The organism is Streptomyces sp. NPDC033131, assembly GCF_055578365.1.
The window spans coordinates 1-24,816 of the sequence record NZ_JBVIPA010000061.1 but is presented as its reverse complement, the minus strand read 5'-3'; the positions used below and the strand labels follow the sequence as shown (position 1 = coordinate 24,816).

At 71.4% G+C, this 24,816-nt stretch carries 18 protein-coding genes; 6 read left to right on the top strand and 12 right to left on the bottom strand.

The genetic code is table 11. The features are described from left to right. Positions 1–10: 10 nt before the first annotated feature. Genes dpgA through dpgC form a run of 3 tightly spaced genes read left to right on the top strand, consistent with a single transcriptional unit; the run spans position 11 to position 3,158 of the window. The gene (gene dpgA, locus ACZ5XS_RS41765) at positions 11–1,144 is read left to right on the top strand and encodes a 3,5-dihydroxyphenylacetyl-CoA synthase DpgA (protein ID WP_468660490.1); all 1,134 of its coding nucleotides are present in this window, start codon (positions 11–13) and stop codon (positions 1,142–1,144) included. Between the two features lie 11 nt (positions 1,145–1,155). After that, positions 1,156–1,824, top strand: a complete 669-nt coding sequence (dpgB, locus tag ACZ5XS_RS41760; protein WP_468660488.1) for an enoyl-CoA-hydratase DpgB — start codon at positions 1,156–1,158, stop codon at positions 1,822–1,824. Continuing rightward, positions 1,821–3,158, top strand: a complete 1,338-nt coding sequence (gene dpgC / locus ACZ5XS_RS41755; protein WP_468660486.1) for a (3,5-dihydroxyphenyl)acetyl-CoA 1,2-dioxygenase DpgC — start codon at positions 1,821–1,823, stop codon at positions 3,156–3,158. Before dpgB ends, dpgC begins: the two co-directional genes overlap by 4 nt. 60 nt (positions 3,159–3,218) lie before the next feature. On the opposite strand, the gene ACZ5XS_RS41750 is transcribed toward dpgC, so the two are convergent. From ACZ5XS_RS41750 to ACZ5XS_RS41735, 4 genes are all read right to left on the bottom strand, one after another. After that, positions 3,219–3,650: a cold-shock protein gene (locus tag ACZ5XS_RS41750; protein ID WP_468660484.1), complete on the bottom strand. Its 432-nt coding sequence runs from the start codon at positions 3,648–3,650 to the stop codon at positions 3,219–3,221. Positions 3,651–3,793: 143 nt separating this feature from the next. After that, positions 3,794–5,032 (bottom strand): beta-ketoacyl-[acyl-carrier-protein] synthase family protein, encoded by a 1,239-nt coding sequence (locus ACZ5XS_RS41745; protein ID WP_468660483.1) that lies wholly within the window; start codon positions 5,030–5,032, stop codon positions 3,794–3,796. Further along, the gene (locus ACZ5XS_RS41740; RefSeq protein ID WP_468660481.1) at positions 5,029–5,265 is read right to left on the bottom strand and encodes an acyl carrier protein; all 237 of its coding nucleotides are present in this window, start codon (positions 5,263–5,265) and stop codon (positions 5,029–5,031) included. The genes ACZ5XS_RS41745 and ACZ5XS_RS41740 overlap by 4 nt, the downstream gene beginning before the upstream one ends. A gap of 35 nt (positions 5,266–5,300) precedes the next feature. Next, positions 5,301–6,335 carry a beta-ketoacyl-ACP synthase III gene (locus ACZ5XS_RS41735; protein WP_468660479.1) on the bottom strand — a complete coding sequence of 345 codons (1,035 nt, stop codon included), beginning with the start codon at positions 6,333–6,335 and terminating at the stop codon, positions 5,301–5,303. 339 nt (positions 6,336–6,674) lie between these two features. On the opposite strand from ACZ5XS_RS41735, the gene ACZ5XS_RS41730 reads away from it, so the two are divergent. After that, complete coding sequence (locus ACZ5XS_RS41730; RefSeq protein ID WP_308406739.1) at positions 6,675–6,884, top strand: MbtH family protein; 210 nt, start codon at positions 6,675–6,677, stop codon at positions 6,882–6,884. A gap of 97 nt (positions 6,885–6,981) precedes the next feature. Here the strand turns inward: ACZ5XS_RS41730 and ACZ5XS_RS41725 are convergent, their stop codons facing one another. Beyond that, complete coding sequence (locus ACZ5XS_RS41725; RefSeq protein WP_468660477.1) at positions 6,982–7,794, bottom strand: thioesterase II family protein; 813 nt, start codon at positions 7,792–7,794, stop codon at positions 6,982–6,984. Between the two features lies 1 nt (position 7,795). Beyond that, a complete protein-coding gene (locus ACZ5XS_RS41720) occupies positions 7,796–8,563 on the bottom strand; it encodes an FkbM family methyltransferase (protein WP_468660475.1) in 768 nt (255 codons plus the stop codon). A gap of 251 nt (positions 8,564–8,814) precedes the next feature. On the opposite strand from ACZ5XS_RS41720, the gene ACZ5XS_RS41715 reads away from it, so the two are divergent. Further along, on the top strand, positions 8,815–11,466 hold the full coding sequence (locus tag ACZ5XS_RS41715) for a non-ribosomal peptide synthetase (RefSeq protein ID WP_468660473.1): 2,652 nt from the start codon (positions 8,815–8,817) through the stop codon (positions 11,464–11,466). A gap of 383 nt (positions 11,467–11,849) precedes the next feature. Here ACZ5XS_RS41715 and ACZ5XS_RS41710 read toward each other — a convergent pair whose 3' ends face one another. The 6 genes from ACZ5XS_RS41710 to ACZ5XS_RS41685 are packed head-to-tail and all read right to left on the bottom strand — an operon-like array spanning position 11,850 to position 19,866. Then, entirely contained in the window at positions 11,850–12,671 is an 822-nt protein-coding gene (locus tag ACZ5XS_RS41710; RefSeq protein WP_468660471.1) for a hypothetical protein, read from the bottom strand. Between the two features lies 1 nt (position 12,672). After that, on the bottom strand, positions 12,673–15,018 hold the full coding sequence (locus tag ACZ5XS_RS41705) for a phosphotransferase (protein WP_468660469.1): 2,346 nt from the start codon (positions 15,016–15,018) through the stop codon (positions 12,673–12,675). Further along, positions 15,015–16,667 (bottom strand): GH3 family acyl-acid amido synthetase, encoded by a 1,653-nt coding sequence (locus tag ACZ5XS_RS41700; protein ID WP_468660467.1) that lies wholly within the window; start codon positions 16,665–16,667, stop codon positions 15,015–15,017. Before ACZ5XS_RS41700 ends, ACZ5XS_RS41705 begins: the two co-directional genes overlap by 4 nt. Continuing rightward, positions 16,668–17,369, bottom strand: a complete 702-nt coding sequence (locus ACZ5XS_RS41695) for a DUF6182 family protein (protein ID WP_468660465.1) — start codon at positions 17,367–17,369, stop codon at positions 16,668–16,670. It abuts the gene before it with no gap. Beyond that, positions 17,366–18,517 (bottom strand): hypothetical protein, encoded by a 1,152-nt coding sequence (locus ACZ5XS_RS41690; RefSeq protein WP_468660464.1) that lies wholly within the window; start codon positions 18,515–18,517, stop codon positions 17,366–17,368. Before ACZ5XS_RS41690 ends, ACZ5XS_RS41695 begins: the two co-directional genes overlap by 4 nt. Next, positions 18,514–19,866: a helix-turn-helix domain-containing protein gene (locus ACZ5XS_RS41685; protein ID WP_468660462.1), complete on the bottom strand. Its 1,353-nt coding sequence runs from the start codon at positions 19,864–19,866 to the stop codon at positions 18,514–18,516. The genes ACZ5XS_RS41690 and ACZ5XS_RS41685 overlap by 4 nt, the downstream gene beginning before the upstream one ends. Positions 19,867–20,284: 418 nt before the next feature. On the opposite strand from ACZ5XS_RS41685, the gene ACZ5XS_RS41680 reads away from it, so the two are divergent. Beyond that, the coding region (locus ACZ5XS_RS41680; protein WP_468660460.1) for a condensation domain-containing protein at positions 20,285–24,816 on the top strand (4,532 nt) is incomplete at its 3' end.

Genomic DNA, 24,816 nt, shown 5'->3' with positions numbered 1-24,816 from the left:
GGACCTACCGATGACCGTCCACGCGGTTCTCCCACAACCGCACGTCACCGAGGGCAAGAGCACGGGCGTCGTCGGCATCGTCGGTGTCGGTACGGCGACCACGGAAGCCTCGTACACACAGCAGGAGATCCTGGACGTCTTCGGGATCACCGATCCCAAAGTCCGCTCCGTCTTCCTCAACAGTGCCATCGAACGGCGTCACCTCACCATCCCGCCCCAGGACAGCGACGGCAGCCGCCTCGCCGAGCACCAGGGCGAACTGCTCGCCAAGCACAAGACAATCGCGCTGGACATGGGAGCGCGCGCGGTGCGCGCCTGCCTGGAGAGCTCCGGCTACGAACTGGCGGACGTCGACTACCTGTGCTGCGTCACCTCCACCGGATTCCTCACTCCGGGCCTGAGCGCCCTGCTCATCCGCGAGATGGGGATCTCACCCGGCACCAGCCGCGTCGACGTCGTCGGCATGGGCTGCAACGCCGGGCTGAACGCGTTGAACGCCGTCGCCGGATGGTCGGCGGCCAACCCCGGCAAGGTCGCCGTCATGGTCTGCGTGGAGGCCTGCTCGGCCGCGTACGTGATCGACTCGACCATGCGAACGGCCGTCGTGAACAGCCTGTTCGGGGACGGCGCCGCGGCGGTCTGCCTGGTGGCGGACAGCCTGGACGCCGCGAGTGGCCCCGCCTTCGTGCCGTCGGCGCCCGGCAGCCCGCGCATCCTGGGATTCGCCAGCCACCTCATCACCGACGCCATCGAGGCCATGCGCTACGACTGGGACCAGGAGCAGGCGAAGTTCAGCTTCTACCTCGACCCGGAGATCCCCTACGTGGTCGGCGCCAACGCCGAGCAGGTCGTCGACCGGCTGCTGTCCCGCGCCGGGATACGCCGCAGCGACGTCGGCCACTGGCTCGTGCACTCGGGCGGCAAGAAGGTCATCGACGCCGTCCGGATCAACCTCGGCCTCACCCGCCACGACGTGCGGCACACCACCGGCGTGCTGCGCGACTACGGCAATGTGTCGAGCGGTTCGTTCCTCTTCTCCTACGACCGACTGCTCCGGGAGCGGTCCCCCGAGGTCGGTGACTACGGAGCCCTCATGACCATGGGACCCGGCTCGACCATCGAAACAGCGCTGGTGCAATGGTGACGGAGAAGCAGATGAACTATCACGACAACGACCGGGTGTTACGGCTCGACGGGCGCCAGCCGCTGTCCGCCGCCCGGGTCAGCGCGGTCGTCGAAGCCTGCGGCAGGGTCGAGACCGACGGCGGCACCCTGGTCGTCCACGTCTTCGGCACCCCCGACGGGCCCTGGCCGGACGACCTCACGGTGTCGCTGGTCAGCAAGTGGGAGCGGGCGCTGCGCCGCCTGGAGCGGCTGCCGGCCGCCACCGTCGCCGTCGTCGAGAGCGACTGCGGCGGACTGGCGCTGGACGCCCTGCTGGCCACTGACTACCGCATCGCCACCGCAGGGGCCCGTCTGGTGCTGCCGGTCAGGGACGGGGCCACCTGGCCGGGCATGGCGCTCTACCGCCTGGGCCGGCAGGCCGCGGGCGCCTCCGTGATCCGCCGGGCCGCTCTCTTCGGCACCCCCGTGGCGGCGGCCGAGGCGCTGGCCGTGCATCTGGTCGACGAGGTGGCGGACGACCCGGCTCGGGCCCTGGAGCTCGCCGGCGAACGGCTCGCCTCGGTTTCGGGAAGCGAGCTGGCGATACGCCGGCAGCTGATCTTCGACGCCTCCTCCATCACATTCGAGGACGCTCTGGGCGCCCACCTCGCGGCCTGCGACCGGGCACTGCGGCGCGCGGCCGTGGGGGCGGCGTCGTGATCGGGCTCGTCCCCGTCCGAGCGGACGGGCAGGACGCACCCCCTTCGGTACGGGGGGAGCTGGGGCACGCCCGAACCGTGCTCGCCGAGGCCGCCCGGCGCACCCAGGACCGGCTGGCGGCCCTGCCCGCGCCGCGGGAACGGTCCGTACGGGAGCGCGAGATCGCCGCCGCGGCGCTGGACGGCACCCGTACCCTCCGTGCCGCGTTCATGGAGGCGCACGCCGAGGCCGTCTACGACGAGCTCACGGCGAACCGCGACCGCAACCTGAGCCTGGCCGACCTGGCCGAGGCGGCCGCGACGGCGTTCCCCGGCCTCGTCCCCACCGGCGACCAGCTGGCGGCCGAACGGAGCCTGGCGCAGGCGGAGAAGGAGGGCCACGAGATCGACCAGGGCATCTTCTTCAGCAGGCTGCTGGGCTCGCCGAAGGCCGGCACGCACCTGGTCGAGTCGCTGCTCCTGCCGACGCCCCGCGCACTCGCGCTGTACGCCGAGTACGCCGCCACGGGCGCGGCGGACCTGGGGTCGGTGCGGATCGAGCGCACCGCCGGCGTGGCACGTCTGACGATGTGCCGCGACGACTGCCTGAACGCCGAGGACAACCGCCAGATCGACGACATGGAGACGGCGGTGGATCTGGCGCTGCTGGATCCCGAGGTGGAGGTCTGCCTGCTGCGCGGGGGAGAGATGACCCATCCCCGGTACCGGGGACGGCGGGTGTTCAGCGCCGGCATCAACCTCAAGTCGCTGCACAGCGGCGACATCTCGCTCGTCGACTTTCTGCTGCGCCGGGAGCTCGGCTACATCCACAAGATCCTGCGCGGCATTCGTACGCAGGACAGCGAGGGCTGGCGGACGCCGACGGTCGAGAAGCCCTGGGTCGCCGTGGTGGACACGTTCGCCATCGGCGGCGGCGCCCAGCTCCTGCTCGTGTTCGACCATGTCATCGCCGCATCGGATGCCTACTTCAGCCTCCCCGCGGCCAAGGAGGGGATCATCCCCGGGGCCTCCGCGCTGCGGCTCGTCCGGGCGGCCGGCCCCCGCCTCTCCCGGCAGGTCATCCTGGAGGGCCGCCGGATCCGGGCCGCCGAACCGGACGCCCGGCTGCTGGTGGACGAGGTCCACGAGAACGAGGAGCTGGACGGCGCGGTCGAGCGGAGCCTCGAGCGGCTGAGGGGGCCTGCTGTCGTCGCCAATCGGCGGATGCTGCACCTCGCGGAGGAATCCGTGGATGAATTCCGGCGCTACATGGCGGAGTTCGCCCACCAGCAGGCGCTTCGCCTGTACAGCGCCGACGTGCTCGACAAGGTCGGGCGCTTTTCCGGGGCGAAGTAGGAAGGTCTCGGCCGAGCGGTACGGAGGGGGTGCGGCAGCGCACCCCCTCCGTACCGATGCTCAGCCCTCGGTCCACCCGTGGCTCTTGGCGAACTGAAGAAGCCCGTCGCGAATGGGCAGGATCTGGGCGCCCGTGAGCGAGGGCGCGGCCGACAACAGCGTGTCGGTCACCTCATGCAGGAACTCGGTCGCCGTCAGTACGTCGCACAGGGACTCGTCCCCGTCCGCCTGCTTGGCCGCGACCGCTCCAGCGCCGGCAGTCCGCGTGGCGGCCGGCTTGACCTCGGCCCCCGCCGGCAGCCGGACGGACGAGGCCTTGAGACCGCGGTCCCCCTCCTCCACCTCGAACTCGACGACGAGCCCCGGGCGCAGCTGATGCTCGGGCATCAGCAGATCGTTCACATGCAGGAAGACGTCTTCTCCTCCATGCTCAGGAGCGATGAACCCGAATCCCCGAACGCCGTCGAACCGCACCACATGACCGGTAACCATGCCACCAACCCCAGAAGACATCGGGCCCCTTGCCCGAACGAACACCATGATTCAGACGATAGGCCAGCCCGTCCCGCCGGGGCGAGGGCGCGCTGTCCATCACAGGCTGCCGCAGTTGAACGGGAGCGGCACGATGCTGCCGCTCAGGGGCTGCCGAGGACGACCACCGCGTTGTGGCCGCCGAATCCGAACGAGTTGCTGACCGCGACCGGGACCGGGGCGTACCTGGCCGTGCGATGGACGATGTCGATGTCGGCCACGTCGGCGCCCCGCGCCTCGAAGTTGGCGGTCGGCGGGATGAGCCCGTAGTCGATGGACAGCGCCGTGAACGCCGCCTCGACCGCGCCGGCCGCGCCCAGCATGTGCCCGGTCACCCCCTTGGTGGAGGTCACCGCCGTATGCGAGCCGAAGAAGCGCTCGATGAGCCGCGCCTCGATGGCGTCCCCCTGCGGTGTGCTGGTCGCGTGCGCGTTGACCAGCGCCACGTCCGACGCGGACACCCCGGCGTCCGCCAGCGCCTGCCGCATGGCGAGCTGCGCGCCTTTTCCGTCCGGGTCGGGCGAGGTGAGGTGGTAGGCGTCCGAGGATTCGCCGTAGCCCAGCAGCCTCGCGTAGGGCCGGCGCCCGCGCGCCCGCGCGGCTGCCGCGTGCTCCAGTACGAGCACCGCGGCCCCCTCCGCCATGACGAAGCCGTCGCGCTCCCGGTCGAACGGACGGGAGGCGGCCGACGGTGTGTCACGGCGCCGGGAGAGTGCCTTGAGCCGGTCGAAACCGGCGGCTGTGACGGGCAGCACTGCGGCTTCGGTGCCCCCGGCGAGCACCGTGTCGCAGCGGCCGGCCCGCAGCAGGTCGAGCGCGAACCCCAGCGCGGATGCGCCGGACGCGCACGCGGTGGAGAGGCCGAGCGCCACTCCGTGCAGGCCGAGATCCATGGACACGGATGCCGCGGCCATGTTTCCGATGGCCTTCGGGACCGCCAGGGGGTTGACCAGCCGCGGCCTCTCCTCAGCCATCCGCGCAGCCTGCTCCAGCCACGTCCCCAGGCCCCCGCACGCGCTGCCCATGAGAACCCCGACCCGGGCCGGGTCCCAGCCGCCGTCGCCCGGAGCCGCGTCGGCGACGGCCTCGCGGGCCGCGGCGACGGCGTACTGCGTGAAGGGGTCCATCCGCCGCGCGTCGGTACCCAGCAGCCGGTCCGCGTCGAACCCGGATGTCGCGCAGCTGAAGTCCACGGGCAGGCCCTGGAGCCGGGCATCGGGGGCCGCCATGGGCAGCCCGGCGCAGACGGCCTTCCAGGAGGCCGTGGTGCCGGTTCCGGCCGGTGTCACCATCCCGAGGCCCGTGATCACCACCTCGGAGGACCGATGTCCGCTCGTGCTCATGCTGGTATGTCCGCTCCGCGTGACTCCAGCAGCTTTGCCAGCTCGGAGACGGTGGTGAGGCTGCTCAGCTCCTCCTCCGCGACCTCGACGCCGAGTTCGTCCTCCAGTTGCGCCCCGAGTTCCGCCAGGGAGAGGGAGTCGACCTCCAGGTCCACGAAAGACTTGTCCGGATCGATGGTCCCCGGAACCTTGTACACGGTGCCCAGCAGGTTGATGAGGTATTCGATGAACACAGGTGGGTTCCTTCCCCTAGGCCTCTGAGATCTCCTCAGACCTCTGAAGTGATGGCGGTCAGCTGTGGCCAGACCAATGCCGTCGACGCCCAGCTGAGACCGCCGCCGAAGGCGGTGAGCGCCGTTCGGGCCCCGGGCCGCAGCTCGCTCCTGGACAGCGCTCCGGCCAGCGCCAGAGGGATGGAGGCGGCCGCCGTGTTCCCGATCCGGCTCAGCCCGCTGACCACGTGCTCAGGCGGCAGCTCGAGCCGTCGGGCCAGCGCCTCGACGATCCTCGCATTGGCCTGGTGCGGTACCAGCAGATCGAGCGTCTCCGGACTCCAGCCGCAGTCCTTCACCACTCGCCGGGTCGAGTTCGCCATCTGCTCGATGGCCTGCAGGTACACCTTCCGTCCTGCCATGGCGAACCAGCGGTCACCGGCCGGCTGCTCGCGGACCCCGGGAATCCGGATCAGCTCCGCGCCCGCGCCGTCGCTGCCCAGGTCGTACGCGAGGAGCGCACCGGGCTCGTCGGACGAACCCGCGCGGAGCACCACCGCTCCGGCCCCGTCGCCGAAGAGGACGGCTGTGGACCGGTCCGTCGGGTCGACGATGCGGGAGTAGGTCTCCGCGGCGACGACCAGGGCGCTGTTCACGATGCCCGCGGTGACGAGGGCGCCGGCCGACGCCACGGCGTACAGGAAGCCACTGCAGACCGCGGAGACGTCGAACGCGGGAATGCGGCCCTGTCCGATGCGGTGTGCGATCTCGGGCGCCGCGGCGGGGCACGGGCGCTCCGGCGTCGTCGTGGCGAAGACGAGGCTGTCGACCGAACCGGTCCCCGCGGAACGCAGGGCGTTCCCGGCGGCCTCGCAGGCCAGGTCGATCACCGAGATGTCAGGGGCGACCCGACGGCGGGACTCGATTCCGGTGCGGGTGCGAATCCACTCGTCGCTGGTCTGCAGGTCGTCCGGCAGAGACGAATTGTCTATCTCCGTTTTCGGCAGGCAGGTTCCCAGACCGGAAATCACGGCCGCGGGCCGCGACTTCGGCCCGCTCCGGGCGGATCTGTCGAGGTCCGATGCGCTCATTCGGTCGCCTTTCGGAGTACGTGCGCGATCAGCACAGCAGACCGTGACATCAGGTGATTTCTACGCCCGGCGACCGTACCCATTCCCAGAACACGGCACAACCGCGGCCGGGTGCGGCACCGGGGGGAGGGAACGGGGGCGCCGCACCGACCTTCACGGCCTGTCAGGCGATGTATCGTCGCAGGTGGTCGAGGGGAAGATGTTCAACTGGCGCGGTGGCGCAGTTGAACGAGGGTGTGGTGATCGCTGCCGATTGATTAGCCTCCGATGGCCGCTGTTGATCGGGGGATGGCCCTGACCGGACGCCCGATTTCACATCACCTGGGAAAGGACGGCTTGGTGACGAATCCATTCGACGACCCCGATGCCAACTACTACGTGTTGGTCAACGAAGAGGGTCAGTACTCCCTCTGGCCGCTCTTCGCGGACACGCCTGACGGCTGGAAGGTCGCGTTCGGCGAGGCGGGCCGCGTGGAATGCCTCGACTTCATCGAGAAGTCCTGGACCGACATGCGGCCCAAGAGCCTTATCGAGGCCATGGAGAGTTAGTGACCAGCCTTTGCCCGGCCGACCGGCCGGGCAAAGGCGTTTTTCTGTCCAACTCGGGCCGCCCGAGGTGAATCGGGCGCCCCGCAGCCGTATGCGCTCAGCCCGCCGGGCGAGGCGGGCGCTCATCCGCGCCGGCCTGCTGCAGATAGGCGGGCAGGGCCGCCACCAACCGCTCCATCGTCTCGTTCAGCACGAAGTGACCGGCGTCGAGGTGATGAACCGAGAACGAGGCGCTGGTCTCTTCGCGCCAGGCCGCCAGGTCCTCGAAGCCGACAAAGGGATCGTGCCGTCCGCCCACCGCGACGATCGGGACGTCCAGCCGCTCCGTGTGCTCGGTCATGCCCTCCTCCGCAACGCGGAAGTCGGCGCGCAGAGTGGGTTCGAAGACATCCATGATCTCGGGGTTGCCGAGCACGGACTCGTCGATCCCGCCGTACAGCGCGACACGTTCGAAGAACGCCTCCCGCGGTAGCAGATGGATCGACTCCGAGGAGCGCCGGACGGGGCCCGCGATGGAGGAGACGACCAGCGCCTCGGGCCGCTTCCCGTGTCTGTCGCGGAGCCGGTGTGCCAGCTCCAGCGCGATCACGCTGCCCGAGCAGTGTCCGAGGAAGACGAAGGGCCGGTCGGTCAGCGCGGCGACCGCCGGTTCCAGGGCGTCCACCAGCAGTTGCAGGTCGTCGAACGGCGCTTCGTCGATCCGGTTCTCCCGCCCCGGGGAGCGGATGGCGCACAGCTCGGCCCCGGCGAGCAGCCGTCTGGCCCACGGGGTGAACGCGGCCGCCCCGGCCCCCGCGTGAGGGAAGCAGAACACCCTGAGGCCCGCGTCCGGGATCCGCTGCGGGCGTACGACCCAGCGCTTGGCGGAGAGCAGCGCGCGCGGGTCGGTCACCGGAGAGGTGGCCGCCATCTCACCCCACCCGCCAGGCGAAGACGGTGTGGAGATCGCTCGTCCGGTACTCGGCGGCCTGTCGGACGGAGGTGGACATGCCGTGCCCTTCGAGGAGGGAGACCACCTCTTTGAGCGCTCCGTCGCGATCGGCGACCTCGATGGCGGCGTTCCGGACCGCCGGCCAGAGCCCGTCGCCGATCCCCTGCAGCACCCGGAGTTCGAACCCCTCCACGTCCACCTTGAGGAAGTCGATGCGGTCGATGCCGGCCCGTCCGGCGAACGTCTCCACGCGCTGCACGTCGCAGCGCACCAGTTGCCGCTCGCTGAGGCAGTCGTCCACGAGCTCCTGTGCCGCGACGACGAACTCGTCCCGGAGTTCTCCGTCGAGCGAATCCGCGGCGCTGGTGATGAAGGCCGACGCAAGCCCTCGGTCGACTTCCAGATCGGCGTCAAAACCCGACATCATGGTGTAGTTCGGGTAGTAGGTCAGCTCGCGCGTCTGATCCTCGTCGCCCAGGGCCATGTTGTGGGCGTGGGCGTCGGGGAGGTGCCCGGTGTTCCGCTGGAGCGCGTCGAAGACGTCGGGCGCCGGCTCGAAGGCGAAGACCTTCGCGTCGGGCCACCTCTCCATGGCGAAGAGGGTGAACAGCCCTATGTTGGCGCCGATGTCCAGAATCACCGGCTTCGCGGGAACGTCCCAGCCCTGCGGCGGGATGTAGGACTCGTCGCTGAAGATCTCGCGGTACAGGTAATCCGTCTCATTGCCGTTGAGGCTGAAGACGTGCATCCCATTCGGGAGCTTTCTCCTGACCGGAGCCGTGGGAGCTTCTCCACCTGCTGTCATCGCACCGAGATTAGGGCGCCCCCGGCGCCGGCACCGGCAGTGCGGGAGGTGATTCTGCGGCAGTTCCGCGTACACCTGGGCGGCCGTCGGGGGAGGGGCGCCAGGTGCGTCGGAGTCGCCGCTGAAACTGCCTTTCGCGGTGATCACGGCCTCGTAGCATGCTCGATGGTTCGGCGACGTTGAGGAGCGCACATATGGCGAGGGCACACAATCACGCGGTCCGGCTCCGGCTGAGCAGTCCGGCGCAGGTGGAATCGGTGAGGCGGCGGTTCTCCGGCGCCGGCTTCCGTGTGGTGGACGTGCCGCAGGCGTCGACCGAGCCCGGCGCCGAGGAGGCGTGGCGCGAGGAGGCGGCGGTAACGGAGGACGCACACGCACTGCTGCTCTGCCACCCGGACGGTCCGGCCGACCTGGTGGCCGTTGCCCCACGGGCACTGCTGGACGCGGCCGGACTGCGCCGACTGGCCGCGGAGTCGGTCAGCGGGGACTGGGACGCGGTGTGCCGGGAGCTCGAGCGCCTCGGGCAGAGCGCCTGGGACATACCGCCGGTACGAATCGGCGCCCCACCCGGCTGGGGGCTGGGGGAGGGCGACGGCGACCGGTTCGCCACGGCCTGGGCGGCCGTGCCGTCCGATGCCCCGGCCGGCGAGCGGCAGATGCGGACGGCCCTGGCCGTGACGCTCCAGCGCTACCACGCCGACGACACCGAGAAGGTCGCGGTCGGCTCCGACCAGGGAACCGTCGCCGTGCGGGTGAGCGGCACCCCTGATGAGACAGCGCGGGTGGATTCCCCGGTGGTGGCCGGCACGCTGCCGGGCAGCGGGGCGGAACCGCTGCATGCGGACGAGGCATACCTGCCCTCCCTCGCACCGGCCTTCCCGCTGACCTTCTCCCTCGAGCGCCGGGCGGACCACCGCCTCTGGATGCGCTGCGACCATCTGCTGAGCCATGCCTGCCCTGCCATCGGCGAGCAGCTGGTACGGCACGTCGCGCACGTGTACGCCGATTCGGCGGGGGCCGGACAGCCCCCGGCCGCCGACATCGAGCTCTTCGACGACGCCGAACGGCACCGGATCGTGCGCCTGGGCAGTTCGGTGCCCCCGGCGCCTTCCCCGGCGGCCACCGTGCACGAGGCCTTCGCCGCGGTGGCGGACTCCGCACCCGATGCCCTGGCAGTGTCCGACGACGAGGTCGACTTCACCTACGAGCAACTGGACCTGCTGGCGGGGGTGTTCGCGGCCAACCTGCGGGCGCACGGGGTGCGGGCCGGCGACCGGGTCGGCGTATGCCTGGACCGGTCCGCCGAGCTGGTCGCCGTGCTTCTGGGTGTGCTCAAGGCCGGCGCGGCCTACGTCCCTGTCGACCCCGCGTACCCGGCCGAGCGGGTGGCGTACACCATGGACAACGCGGCGGCACGCCTGCTGGTGACCCGGTCCGCAAAGTCCCCGCAGCCGTCGGAGTACCGGACGATGACGCCCGATCAGCTGCTCGGGGACGACGTGCCGGAAAGCATCGGCGACCAGGGCGGCACCGAGGACACGGCGTACGTGATCTACACGTCCGGTTCCACCGGGCGGCCCAAGGGCGTCGCCGTGCCCCATGGCAACGTCCTGAGCCTCGTCCAGGCCACTCGCGCCGACATGGAGTTCGGGGCGGCGGACGTGTGGACGTTCTTCCACTCCAGCGCCTTCGACTTCTCCGTGTGGGAGATCTGGGGCTGCCTGCTCACCGGCGGCCGCCTGGTGATCGTGCCCCATCACACCTCCCGCGACCCGGAGCAGCTGCGGGAGCTCCTGGTCGCGCACGGGGTCACCGTCCTGAGCCAGACGCCCTCGGCGCTCGCCAACCTCCTGTCCGTCGACTACAGCGGCCTTCCGGTGCGGCTGCTGATCCTCGGCGGTGAGCCGCTCGACGCCAGGATGCTGCTGCCGTGGTTCGACGCCTACCCGGGCGACCGGTGCCGGGTGGTCAACATGTTCGGGATCACCGAGACCACCGTGCATGTCACCGCCCAGACGGTGACCCGTGACCTGGCGCTCGCCGCGACCCGCTCGGTGGGCGCGCCGCTGCCTGGCTGGCACGTCTACGTCCTGGACTCCGCAGGGCGGCTGCTCCCTCCCGGTGCGGCCGGCGAGATCCATGTCGGCGGGGCCGGCATCGCCCAGGGTTACGTCGGCCGGCCGGACCTGACCGCACAGCGGTTCCTGCCCGACCCGTACCACGGGGGCCGCATGTACCGCAGCGGCGACCTGGGGCGGCTGCGCCCGGACGGGGCGCTGGAGCATCTGGGGCGCATCGACAGCCAGGTCAAGATCCGGGGGTTCCGGATCGAGCTGGACGAAATCCGCTCGGTGCTGCTCGAGAGCGGGCACGTCCGGGCCGCCGCGGTCGTCGTGGGCTCTGCGGCCGGCCTGCGCCTCGACGCGTATGTGGTGCTGGACGGCGGCGACGTGCAGGCCGTGCGCCGGTACGCGGCCGCCGTCCTGCCCGACTACATGGTCCCCTCGACCGTGACGGAGCTGGACGCCCTTCCCCTGACCACGAGCGGCAAGGTCGACGTGGCGCGGCTGCCCGCCCCCGCGATCACCACCGGGGCCGGCCGAGATGACACGCCGACCGCCGACGACGCCATGGCCGCATGGCTGCAGAAGCTGTGGGAAGAGCTGCTGGGTGTCCCGATCGGGCTGGACGACGACTTCTTCGAAGCCGGAGGCAACTCGACGGTGGCGGTGAAGAGTTCCGCCGCGATGCGCGCCGAGGGCATGCCCACTCTCCGCCTCCGCCAGTTCTACCGCCACCCCACCATCCGCCAGGTGGTGGCGGCGCTCAAGGCGGCCGAAGGGTGAGTGTGGCCTGCTGACGCAGGCTGCCCTGGAGGGCTGGGCGCGTCGCCGCACGACGGCCCAGGTGCCGGCTCAGCGGTCGCGGATACGCGGCCGGGGCCGGAAAGGGGGCGGCGGGCCCTCGGCTGGTCGGCCGCCCGCCGGCCCTGGTGGTCACCGGCGGCAACACCAACCACCGCACCCAGTTCACCACCGTCATGGAGCTGGTGGGCGCGCACGATCGTCGCGCCCACCGAGACCAGCCGGAGGGACGGTGCCGTCCCTGTCCACACGATCCCGTTCAGGCCCCTCCAGCCGTCCGGCCGGCTGCGTCCCCGAGACGGCCGGGGTGGCAACGGACGGACGAACTCCCGCCCTGTGCCGGTCAGTTCGAGACGACGGACCACTCAGCCGTCATGCCGGGCATCATGTGGCGGCACCGCCTGACGCCCCAGGTCGCCGAGCACCCGCCGGACCTGCTCGGCGACCTCCGCAACGGACCGGCCGGAGCAGTCGATCCGACGCACCGAGATCTCCGGCCGGTGGGCGCCCAGCCACTCCAGCACCGCCTCGTACCCCTGCCGGGCCCGCGCCAGGAACTCCGTGGTCTCGTGCAGCTCGCGGGAACGGGCCCGCGCCCGGGTGCGTGACACCGCCTCGGCCACGGGCAGGTCGAGGTGCAGGACCGCGTCGGGTGCCGCGACACCGTACCGCCGGACCAGGCCGTCGAACATCTCCTCCGGCGGCCTGGTCCCCAGCTGAAGCAGGTCCGCGCCCACCGACCACGGGTCCTCGCCGCCGGAGCACTCGCGCAGCCAGGCCCGTACGGCCCGAGCGGCGTCCGCGTCCTGCTTCTGCCACCAGGCCGGCACGTCGGCGCCTGGCGCGGCGTCCGTCTCGATGCGCCCGAACAGCGGCAGATAGACCAGGGGGTCGATGAGCGGGTGCCGGTCGGCGAGCACCGTCCGGCCCTGTCCGGCCGCCTGGCGCTCCGCCGGGCCGTAGAGGTGCAGTTGCAGGGCGAGCGCGGCGAGCTTCAGGTGCACCCCGCCCAGGGCGTCGGCCGCGGCCGACGCGTCGGCCAGCATCCGGGACAGCTCGGCGACCGGGCTGGCCGGGTCCTCATGGGCCCGGATCGCATGGATCGCCGCGATGCCGTCCGTCTCGCGCATCCTGCGCAGCACCGTGGTCTTGCCGGTGCCGTCGATGCCGACCACGGCCACTCGCATCTCAGACACCTCCATGCGCCTGTTCGAGGTGCCAGAGGCGGAATGCCGTCCGGACCAGCCCGGGCAGGAAGTCGAACTCCCGCTGGGTGTGCCCCGCGGCGTACAGTGCCAGCCGCGTCATCAGGAACTCCCGCAGCGCCAGCTGGTATCCGCGCCGCCAGTCGCAGCCGGCGACCAGCTCCGCGGCCCGCGGCGACACGGCGGCCACCGCCTGCGCATGGAGCTGGAGCAGCCCCTCCACCTCGGCCGCCGTCGCGTCCTCGCCGAGGGTGAACGCGAGCAGTTCCACGACATCGCGTTGCGGCAGGCCGACCACCGCGAGCTCCCAGTCGTACGCCACCACGCGGCCGTCCTGCACCGCGAGGTTGCGCGGGTTGAAGTCGTTGTGGACCAGTGTCCGGGGCAGGGCGTACAGCTCCTGCGTCCAGCTGCCGGCGTCCTCGACGATGCCGAGCACCGCATCCCGGCCGCCGGCGTCGAGCAGCTCCGGCTGATCCGCCGCCGCGTGCCGCACCAGGGCTGCCCACAGCTCACCCGCCTTGGCCAGCAGCGCGGGCTCCGGGACCTGGTGCAGCCAGCCCTCGGCCAGCAGCTCCTCCTCACGGCCGAGCCAGTGTCCGTGGACCGAGGCGATCGCGCGCAGGGCCTGTCCGACCCGGTCCCCGGTCCACGGCTGCCCGTCGTGGCGCAGCCGCTCCATGAGGACGACATAGGCCTCGCGCTCGTCGTCCTCCAGGACGCCGAAACAGCGGGGCAGCAGCTCCCGCAGGGGGCCGTCCGTACGGCGGTACACCGACAGCTCGCGCCGATGGGAGTCGGTGAACTCGGTGTAGCCGCCCCAGCGTTGCCAGGCGTCGGCCACCTCCGCACCGCACAGCGAGACCAGCCGGGCGATGCCGGCGATGATCTCCTCGCCCCGCGACTTGACCTTCGCCACGAGGTCGGCCGTATGGGCGGAGCCGTCGCCGTCGGTCCAGCTCACGCGTAGCGGATGGATACCGGTGAGCTTGCGGTTCTCGCCCAGCGCACCGAGCTCGCTGGCGATTCCGTCGCCGTGCAGCTGCGGCCGGCGCTCCACCCGGGTGACGTGGACCCCGGGGTCGTCGAGTCCCTGCGCGAGCACCGGCTGCAGCAGCGCCGTGTTGAGGTCGTCGGGAGTCTGCAGCCAGTTGACCAGCCGGGCCCGGCCGAGCCGCTGGTGCGCTTCGGCGAACTGCCCGCTGACCACCGCCGCCAGCGTGGAGACGTCGAGCGCCAGGGCGAACCCGGCCACGATCTCGGCGAACCGGCGGACGCCGCCCGCACCCGCGCAGCCGAGCATCTCGAGCAGGTCGCGCTGGTGCGGCAGCGCCGTGCCGCCGCCGACGGTGCCGACGGCCAGATTGGGCAGCAGCAGAGTGGCGATCACGCCGTCGCCGTCCCTCTCCAGCGAGAAGAGCGACACCCCCGACTCGTGGACGCACGCCACGTCCTGCCCCGTCGCCAGGAAGAGCGCCGCCACCACGTTGGCCGCATTGATGCCGTATCCCGTCATGCCGGCGTGCTGGGCGCCCATGACCGTCGCGGTGTAGCCCTTGATCATGGCCTCGGGGGTGGTCTTCAGGACCGCCGCCAAGACCTCGCGGCTCAGCCGGCATTCGGCGGTCACCCGGCTGCCCCGGCCGAACAGCATGGAGCCGGCCGTCACCTTCTTGTCGCCGCTGAGATTGCCCTCCAGGATCATGCCGACGGGCCGCAGGCTCTCCTCCTCGGCCAGGGTGTCGGTCAGCCAGCGGCAGATCTGCCAGGTCGCCGCCGTGGTCATGTTCTGGCCGGCGGCGTCGGCCGTCTCGAAGACGAACCGGATGTGCAGATGGCGGCCTATCTGGTACGGGTCGACGTCCACCAGACGGGTGTGCCGCGACACCAGGCTGACCTGCTCGTCCAGCAGGCCGCGCCGCTGCTGCAGCCAGCCGGTGAACCGCCGGGCGGTGGCGATGTCGGCGAACTCGAACGCGGGCACCCGGTTCATCCGCTGCGACAGCACCGCGGTCGCCACCCCACCGGACCGTGTGAGGGCGCGGGCGCCCCGGGACGCCGAGGCGACGAGTGCCCCCTCGGTGGTGGCCAGCGGCGCCACGATGTCCCCGCGCGCCGCGTCACCGGCGAAGAGCAGCGGACCGGCCAGGCCGACCGGCACCTCGATGGAGCCGACGAAGTTCTCCACGTTTCCGACCAGCTTCTGCGCGTCCAGGCCGGTCGTCTCCAGCGACGCCAGCGCACTGCCGCTCCTGCCGCGCAGCCATCCGAGCCGCTGCCGGCGGGCGCCCTCGGAGTACTGCCCCCGGCCGGGTATCGCCTCGTTCATACGGTGCTGCCTTCCGCTACGGCTTCCCCCGCGGACGCCTCGTGACCCGCGGTGATCCGCGCCCACGCCTCCGTACTGGGCTGGAAGATCCGGTCCTTGACCCGGGGCGGGCGCTGCCCGGCGCGTACGACGTGCTCCCACTCCCGCAGGAAGGCGTCGTCCGGTACGGCGATCACCTCCACCGGTCCGATCCGCCCGCTCGCACGGCCCTTCCGGTAGCCGTCGCACTGCTCGCCCAGGCGCACGTCCAGGGCGTAGGCCAGCGCGGCGACCGGCGGGCCCACGAAGGCGACCGCGAGCTGGTAGTGCGCTCCTCCGGGGGCGAGGCGGTAGGTCGCGTTGCGGATCTCCCCGCCGGTGTCGTGGCAGGCGGCGCCCAGAGCGCGCAGCGCGGCGGCTTCGGTCAGCTCCTCGCCCGCGGCGGAACGGGTGGTGTTGCGGCCGGCGTACTCGATACGCGGGGTGCGGCCGACCTGGCCGACGACCCGGACCACGTCCGTCACCGCGCAGCGGTACATGCCGCCCACGTGGCTGAACACCAGGTGGTAGTCGCGGCCTTCTTCGAGCTCGGGGATGAGCAGCGTCGGGCTGTCGGCCGTGAAGGGCTGGTCGGCGGGCACGAACTCGTACACACAGCCCGGCAGGTACAGCGGGGCGCCGCTGGGGTGGCGGTCGACCGGCACGGCGGCCGGCCCTTCGCAGGAGGCGATCGGCGCGGAGAACAGCTGGACGCCAGGCCCGTACAACTCCCGCACCCGGGGGAGGTAGAGGGAGGCGAGTGCGCTGTTCCAGACGAAGATCGCGGAAAGGCGCGGCCAGAGGTGGTACGGGTGGAGCGTGCCGAAGGCCGCGGCGTACTGCTCGAGCTGGTCCGCGCGCTCCGGATGGGGCGCCGTGTGCGGCCGGCCGTCGAGGGTGCCGGCCCGCACGTCCTCGACCAGCCGGGGCCAGAGCTCGCGCAACTGGTAGGGCAGGGCGGCGACCATGGCGGGGTTGATGCCGATCAGCAGCCGGATGTCCTGCTCGGCGGCGAGCCGCAGCTTGTAGTAGCTGCGATCCCAGGGGCCGGCCGATGCCAGGTCCTCGGGTATGCGACTCCAGGGGGCGTGGATGCCCGGGCCGGAGGCGGAGTCTTCGCCGATCTTGCGGTAGTCGAACTGGCTCGCTCCGATGTGCGGCCGGCCGGTGCTGGTCCGGGCGATGGGCGAGGTCGGGTCCTGCCAGAGGTTCAGCACCCGCTCGGGCGCCGCGAGGGCATCCGGCAGCGTCTGCACCAAGGGGGCGAAACTGGCGTGGTAGAAGGGCAGGAAGGTGCTCTGCATGTAGGTCCGCGTGACCGGGATGTGCTTCTCCCGCCCCGTGCTCCCGCTGGATGAGAAGTAGACCAACGGGTCGTCGGCGGTGAGCACGTTCCGCTCGCCGTTCATCGTCCGCTCGATCCACGGCATCAGGTCTTCGTGCGTGCGGATCGGCACCGCCTTGCGCAGCTCCTCCACCGTCCGGACCCCGGCGAGCCCGTGCTCGCGGCCGAAGGCGGTGTCGGCGTTCTGCTCGAGGACGGTCGTGAGCAGATCGCGCTGCACCGCTTCGGGGTGGTCCAGCGTGTCCAGGAAACGGCGATGCTCCGCGAGAACTCGTGTCGCCTGCATTCAGTGGTCTCCTCCGTGACGGTTCGAGGTCAGCACGCCGAACAGGCGCAGGTGCCGGGCACCGGTCCGGGCAGGGGCGATCCGGGTCTGCACCGAGCCGGCCCGGGCGGGGTCGAGGGCGTCGCGGAAGTCCGCGGCGGCGAGGTCCGGCCGGTGGTCGACGAGCAGGGTGTCGCCGGGCCGGATCAGCCCGCGCAGCGACGCCTCGGCGATGAGGTGATGCGCGTGGACCAGGTACTCGCCGGTGCTCACCCCGCCGACGGTGAGCGCGATCCCGACGTGGTGCCCGGAGGGCGGCCCCGGGACGGTCACCGCGAGCGCCCCGGCCCGGGCCTCCATCGGGGCCGGGCCCGAGAATGCGCGCAGCAGCCGGGACAGCGGTGTCAGAACGCGCCGTGGAGCAGGCCCGTACCACGCCAACTGCCCGTCGGGCGTGGCGTGCTGGTACGGATACCGGCCGGCCAGGGCGGTGGGCTGCCCCGCCAGGAACACGGTGCGGGTGAACGTCCGGTACCAGCCGTCGCGCAGAGCTTCGGGGACGGCCAGGGCGAAGTCGGCGGCGCCGCGGATGAACGCCGCCGCGTCGAGGTGCGCCACGGCCACGGCCACATCGAGTCCCGGGGCAGCCGGGAGAGCGCGGACCGCGGCGACGCGTGCCTGAGCGGCCGCGGTGAGCATCTCGGTGTCGGATGGCGCGATCATGTGCAGATCGCCCGGAGGACAGGGGTCAGCGGGAGCGCACGATCACCTTGCAGGGAGCTCATCAGCCGGTACGGGTCCACGTACCCCTGTTGCGCCTGAAGCCGGGAGAGCGCCGCCGTCAGTCGCGCACCGGGCGCGCCGTCGGTCCCGGCGGGGGTGTGGACGAGCAGGCGGGCGGCTCGCCCGACGCACCGGCGCAGCAGCGGCATCCGGAACGACTGCGCGGAATCCCGGTGCAGGGTGCCGGCGAAGTACATGCGCATCCCGAGCCGGTAGGCGGCCCGGGATGCGGCGCCGGGGGAGGAGGAGAGGTCGGTGAGCGTCACTCCCTGCCAGCCGCCGTAACGGCTCGAGAGTGCCGCTCCGTTGACGGGAACGCGACTGATCGCGAGGCGCTTCACGTCCGCCCCGAAAGTGGTCAGCACACGCCCGAGCAGCAGGTAGTCGGCGGTGAGCCCGTCGTCGTGGACGAGCAGGAAGGTGCGTGCGGGACGGACCATGGGGATCAGCTCGCGCAGGATCGGCAGGAGGTAGTTGGGGAGTCCGTCGCCGCTGATCAGCTGCCGCAGTGGCATCCCCCAGCGCGAGCCGTCGAGGTGGACGGGCCCGCCGTACCTGCGGTGGTCGATCAGCAGACCGTGCGCTGCCAGCGCGTCGATCAGCGACGCCGCCGACATGGCCAGCGGGCGGTCGTCCGCGAGCCCCAGATCACCGATGCCCAGCAGATCCAGCTGGGCTCGCCACAGCTGGAGCATGCGGCAGCCGGCGGGATGGATCCAGCCGTCCTCGTCCGCTCGGCCCAGATACCCTTCCAGGGCTCGGGGATCGGACTCCCGGCGCTCGCTGTGGAACCGTACATAGCGTTCACCGATCCCCTGCTCCGTTTCGCTGCTCCAGTCCTTCTCGGGCTCCGTGAGGTCCAGATACCGCCAGAAGGCCGTCGACTGGACCGTGATCGCTGCCATGCGGTTGTTCCAGACCAGCCGCACGCCGGTGACGTGTGCCGTCGCCTTGGCAATGAGGTCGGTCCAGATCAGGCCTTTGACATGGGTGGGCGTGAGCGGTTTCGTGGGCGTGATGGTGACCGGTGCGACCACCAGTTCAGCGGGCGGCGCGGCGGTGCGCGGCAGGGGAACGGGCTCGGTCATGTGGCGGAGAGACAGGTGGTGTTGTGCGCGCCGGGCATCGCCGAGGCGCGTGGGAAAGGCTCGGGTGCGTGCTCTGGCCGAATCAGATGGCGCACGAGGTTGAGAGCCGCAAACCGCTGCGGCGCTCCCCTGTCGGACGCGATGCGGCGCACGAGTCCGTGCGTGCACATGTCGTGGATGATTCTCTCGGCGTATTCGACCGGGCAGCCGAGGATCGCGACAGCGTCACGTACCGTCCACGGGCGCGACTCGACCAGCCTGCGCAGGGCGTCCGTCTCCACGAGGGGCAGCGACGCGATGGCATGGCGCATCCAGGAGATGAGCGAGCCGTTCGCCCCGGAAGGGGACACCGCTATCCGGGCCGGTGCGGCTTCGGCAATTCGCAGGAGCTCCGCGGGCTCATAGACCAGCAGCCACGAGGTGGCCGATTCCAGTGCCGACGGGATTCCGTCGAGCTGTCGGCATATGCCGGACAGCGCGTCGAGCGTCTTCGGATCCGACAGCGCATCCGGATAGATCGGGGCGCAACGCGATATCAGATACTGCACCGCCGGGTAATCAGCGATGTCCGCGGCAGCGCCGATCGCATGACCCCGGCTCGGAACGCCGAGCGGCGGTACCGAGTATGTCGCCACGCCGAGGGGAACCGACGAGATCTCACAGGTCTCGTAGAGAGTTCTCAGGCCGCGGCAGCGCTGTAGGAGCCCTCGCAAGTCCTCCTGGTCCCGGTCATCGAGGTCACGGCCGTCGACGGTGAGCAGGACCTCGTTGCCGGCGAGACTCCCGGCCACGTCCTCCAGCGAGGCGCCGCATCCGATCACCTCGGCGATGCCGCCGATCAGCCCCCGCGGCACCTCGGATACGCCGTCCGCTGCCGCCCTCCTCCGATCCAGGCAGATCACGGGCAGGAACTCGGTCCTGTGCAGCCGGCTCGCCACCCCGTGGATCAGGGACGTCTTGCCCATTCCGGGGGCACCCGTGACCTGGACCACCTGGACGCCGGGCGACCGCAGCAACCCGGTCAGCGAGGCCGTCTCCACCTTGCGGGAGACCAGCGAGGTGAGAGCGGTCGGCACATCCGGCAGCGCGTCGTACAGCGACCTGCCGACAGCGAACCCCGCGGCGGCCTCGAACTCCGCCTGCTGCGTCCGGTTCAGATGCAGCGCGTCCGCCAGCAGCAAAACCGTCTGCGCACGCGGCGCACCCGTCCGGTCGAGTTCGAGGTCGCGAATGGTCCGCACACTCACCGTGGAGATCTCGGCCAGCTGAGTCTGCGTCATTCCCGCATGCCTTCGCGCATTGCGCAGCATGCGGCCGAATCGGTTGTTCGGTAGGCGATCGGCGATCATTTATCCCCGCTCTCTCATTCATCAGGAGCGTCTGTCAAGTGCGATCGAGATGGCTGTCCCAGCCGGCCGCGTACGGCCGCCGTCCCTGAGCGTGCACGATCCGGACCGCTGTTCAAGTGAGGCGCGGACCCAGTTGAACGCGGGGAACAGGGAATCAACGGGGCGTCTCGTCGCCCCCTTGCCGCCTGCGTTCGTGAAGTGTTGATCAGCAGCTTGAGGTCCCGCATAGTGAAACCGGCAGGACGTGGCCCCTGCCTGAACCGGGAATGCCAGAACGTCACGTCGCAGCTTTGTCCTTGAAGGCTGGACGGCAATCAGCATGCCTTGGCGGCGGCTGCTCTCTGCTGCTCCAGCCGATGAGTCTGATCGGTGGGGGTGTGCAGGCGTGACTGCAACTCGAGGTGAAACCCAGGAACTTATGCCCGGCCAGCTTGCTGTCTGGTACGCGCAGCAACTCGCCCCGGAGAACCCGGTCTACAACATCGCGGAGTATCTGGAGATCTGCGGCGACCTCGACGGGGAGCGTTTCACCGAGGCCCTGCGGCGCACGCTGGACGAGGCCGAAACGGTCCGGCTGCGTTTTCGGGTGGTGGACGGTGAGCCGCGACAGTACCTCGCCACCGCGGACGACCACCCCATCGAGACCCTGGACGTCAGCGCCGAATCCGACCCCCATGCCGTCGCCCGCTCCTGGATGCTGAGCAAGCTGCGCCGGCCGTTGCACCTCCTCGACCGGCCGCTGACCGGCCACGCCGTGATCAAGGTCGGCCGCGACCGCCATTACTGGCTGCACTACGGCCACCACCTCGTCGTGGACGGATACAGCGGCCAGCTGTTCGCCCGTCGCCTGGAGCGCAACTACAACGCGCTCATCGCCGGGCCGAACGCCGACCCCGTACCCGCCCTGGAATCGGTCTCCGTCCTCTTCGACGAGGCCCGCGCCTACCGGTCCTCCCCCGCTGCGGCAGAGGACCGGGAATTCTGGACCGGCGCACTGGCGGATGTCGCCCGCGCGGGACGCCCTGCCGGGCACAAGCCCCGGCAACTCCCGCAGGTACCCACCCGGTACCGCGGAGAGCTCGGTGCCGAGGACACCGGCGCCCTCAAGCGGGCCGCGCGGAGGCTGGGGACCAGCCTGACCGGACTGTCGATCGCCGCGGCGGCCCTTTACCACCACCGGACCACGGGCGCGCAGGACGTCGTGGTCGGCATCCCCGCGCGGGGACGGGCCGGCGAGCGGGCGCACGCGATCCCGGGCATGACCTCGAACATCCTGCCCATCCGCCTCACCGTCGGCCAGGAGACGACGGTGGCGCAGCTGCTGCGGCAGATCGGCGCCGAGGTCCGCCTGGCGAGCCGCCACCAGCGGTACCGGTACGAGGACATCCTCCGCGATCTCAAGCTCCTCGACGGCAGTCCGCTCTGCGACCTCGTCGTCAACGCCATGTCGTTCGACTACGCGCTGAACTTCGGCGGCTGCACCACCACGGCCCACAACCTCTCCAACGGACCGATCGACGTCCTGAGCATCGACGTGTACGACAGACGGGCCGACGCCGGCCTTCAGCTGGACGTCGACGTCAACCCGGACGCCCGCGGGCTGGAATCGGAAGCAGACATCTACCGGCGCTTCCTCCGGATCCTGCAGGGGCTCGCCGCGGCCGACCGCACCGACCGCACCGCCGCCATCGACGCCCTGTCCGCCCAGGAGCGTCGGCAGGTGCTCGTCGAGTGGAACGACGCGTCGGCCGAGGCGGCTCCGGTGGCGTCGGCAGTGGAGCTGTTCGAGGCGCAGGCGGCTGACCGTGCCGGGGTGCCGTTCGCCGAACTGGACGCGCAGGCGAACCGTCTGGCGCGGTATCTGGTGAGCCAGGGGGTGGGCGCCGAGTCGGTGGTCGGTCTCTGCCTGCCACCGGGCGTCGACCTGACCGTGGCCTCGCTGGCGGTGTGGAGGGCCGGCGGCGCCCGGCTGCCGATCGACCCGGCGCTGCCCGCCGACTGGACCGCCGCCGTGCTCGCAGAGAGCGGGACAGCGCTCGTCGTCGGCAACGGCGAGCCGGCCCCGGCGCTGCTGGACGGCCGGGCACGCGTGGTGGCGCTGGACGACCCGTCCGTGTCCGAGCAGGTGCGCGGCCTGGAGACCGGTCCGTTGGGCCTGCCTCTGTTCAGCCAGGGCCTGGCCCAGGTGACGGCCGCGCCAGGAGCGATGGGGCGGCCCCGTCCGGTGGGTATCTCACACGGCGCACTGGCGAGCGGCGCTGTCTTCGACGGAGCTGGGGGATTCACCGGCCTTGAGGGTTTTCAGGCCGGTGACCCGCAAGGGGATGCGGTGCACCTGGGCGGCCCGGCCGCGAACTGCCGGGCCTATGTGCTGGACACGACCCTGAACCCGGTTCCGCCGGGTGTGGCGGGCGAGCTCTATCTCGCGGGCGCCGGCGTGGCGCGCGGGTACCCGGGCCGCGCCGGCCTGACGGCAAGCCGCTTCGTGGCGAACCCGTTCGCCGCGGACGGCTCGCGCCTCTACCGGTCCGGCCACCGGGTGCGCTGGAAAGCCGACGGCGGGCTGGAACTCCTGAGCCGGGCGGACGGGCAGACGATGATCGGGGGCCTCTGGATCGCGACCGGCGAGATCGAGTCCGTCCTGGCCGCCCACCCCGCCATCCGCCAGGCAGCGGTGATCGTCCGGGAGGACGCCCCCGGGGAGCAGCGTCTGATCGCCTACGTCGCGATGAGCGGGGCCGAGGGCTCCGCGTACGCCGGTGACTCGGAGCTCGCGCAGCTGGTCCGCGAGTACGCGGCGGACGAACTGCCCGCGTACATGGTGCCGTCGGCGGTGGTGGTGCTCGACGCGCTGCCCTCGGCGGCCGACGGCGCCCCGGACCGGCGGGCGCTCCAGGCGCCGGAGTACGCCACGAGTGCGAGCGGTGCGGGCCGGGGGCCGGCCGATGCCCGCGAGGAAACCCTGTGCGCGGTCTTCGCCGAGGTGCTGGAGCTGGAGAGCGTGGGGGCCGACGACGACTTCTTCGACCTGGGCGGGCATTCGCTGCTCGCCACACAGCTGGTCAGCCGGATCTGCAGCCTGCTGGACGTGGAGCTGCCGATGCGGGCCGTCTTCGAGACCCCCACGGTCGCGGGCCTGGTGGCCAGGCTGCCGGGTGCGGGCCGGGCACGTCCGGTGCTGCGGCCGCGCGAGCGCCCCGCCCGGGTGCCGCTCTCCTTCGCCCAGCGTCGGCTGTGGTTCCTGGGCCGGCTCGAAGGCCCCAGCGCCACCTACAACGCCCCGATCGTCCTGCGGCTCTCCGGCATGCTGGACACCGCGGCGCTGGCGGCCGCGATGCGCGACGTGGTCGCCCGGCACGAGGCCCTGCGCACGATCCTGCCGGTCGACGGCGCCGAGCCGTACCAGCGTGTACTCGGCATGGACGAGCTGGACTGGAAGCTGGAGCACGTCACCGTCAGCGATTCCGGCCGAGCGTACGAGCAGCTCGCGGCGATGACCGACCTGCCGGGACCGGCCGCGTCGTCGGCCGACCCGTTGTCGGACCTGGCGGCCGCGGTGGTCGGTGCCGCGAGCCATGTCTTCGACCTGTCGGCCGAGGCGCCCTTCAAGGCCTGGCTGTTCGGGACCGGGCAGCCGGACGAGCACGTCCTGGTGGTGCTGGTGCACCACATCGCGGGCGACGGCTGGTCCATCGGCCCGCTGGCCCGGGACATCTCCTCCGCGTACACGGCGCGGTGCGCGGGACAGGCGCCGGAGTGGGCCGCTCTGCCGGTGCAGTATGCGGACTACGCGATGTGGCAGCGGGAGCTGCTGGGCGACGAGGGCGACCCGGAGAGCGTCCTCGCACGCCAGGTGGCGTACTGGCGGGAGGCGCTGGCGGATATCCCGGAGGAGCTGGAGCTACCGGCGGACCGGCCGCGTCCGGCGGTGGCGAGCCACCGTGGACGCACGGCTGCCTTCGCCATCTCGGGCGCGGCGCACGCCCGGCTGCTGGAGCTGGCGCGGGCTGAGGGTGTCACGCCGTTCATGGTGTTGCACGGCGCGCTGGCGGTGCTGCTGTCCCGGCTCGGCGCGGGCACGGATGTCCCGATCGGGTCGGCGGTGGCGGGCCGGACGGACGAGGCTCTGGACGACATGGTCGGCTGCTTCGTGAACACCCTGGTCCTGCGCACCGATCTGTCGGGCGACCCCACCTTCACCGAGCTCCTGGGCCGGGTACGGGAAGCCGTACTGAGCGCCTTCGAGCACCAGGACGTGCCGTTCGAGCGACTGGTGGAGGAGCTTGCTCCCCGCCGCTCCCTGGGCCGCCACCCGCTCTTCCAGACCGTGCTGACGATCAACGACATCGCCGACGGCCGGATGGAACTCCCGGGCCTGCACGCGGAGCTGATCTCCACCGCGCGGCCCGCGGTGAAGTTCGATCTCGACGTCATGGTGGGGGAGGTCTTCGGAGCGGAAGGCGAACCGGCCGGTGTGCGGGGTGCGGTGACCGCGGCGGCGGACCTGTTTGACGAAGGGGCGGCCGAGCGGATCGCCGACTGGTTCAGCCGGGTGCTCGCGGAGGTGGTGGAGGCCCCTGCGACCAGGGTGAGTCAGGTCGGGGTGCTGTCGCCGGTTGAGCGTGGGCGGGTGTTGGTGGAGTGGAATGACACTGCTGTGCCGGTGGCTGGGGTGTTGGTGCCGGAGTTGTTCGCGGTGCAGGTGGCGCGGACTCCGGATGCGGTGGCGGTGGTGCAGGCGGGCGTGTCGGTGTCCTACGCGGAGCTCGAGGCGCGGGCTAATCGGTTGGCGCATTTCCTGCGGGCGCAGGGGGTGGGTGCCGAGTCGGTGGTGGGTCTGTGTCTGCCGCGTGGGGTGGAGACGCTGGTGGGGATTCTGGGTGTGTGGAAGGCGGGGGCGGGTTATCTGCCGCTGGATCCGGGTCAGCCGGCGGAGCGGATCGCGTTTCA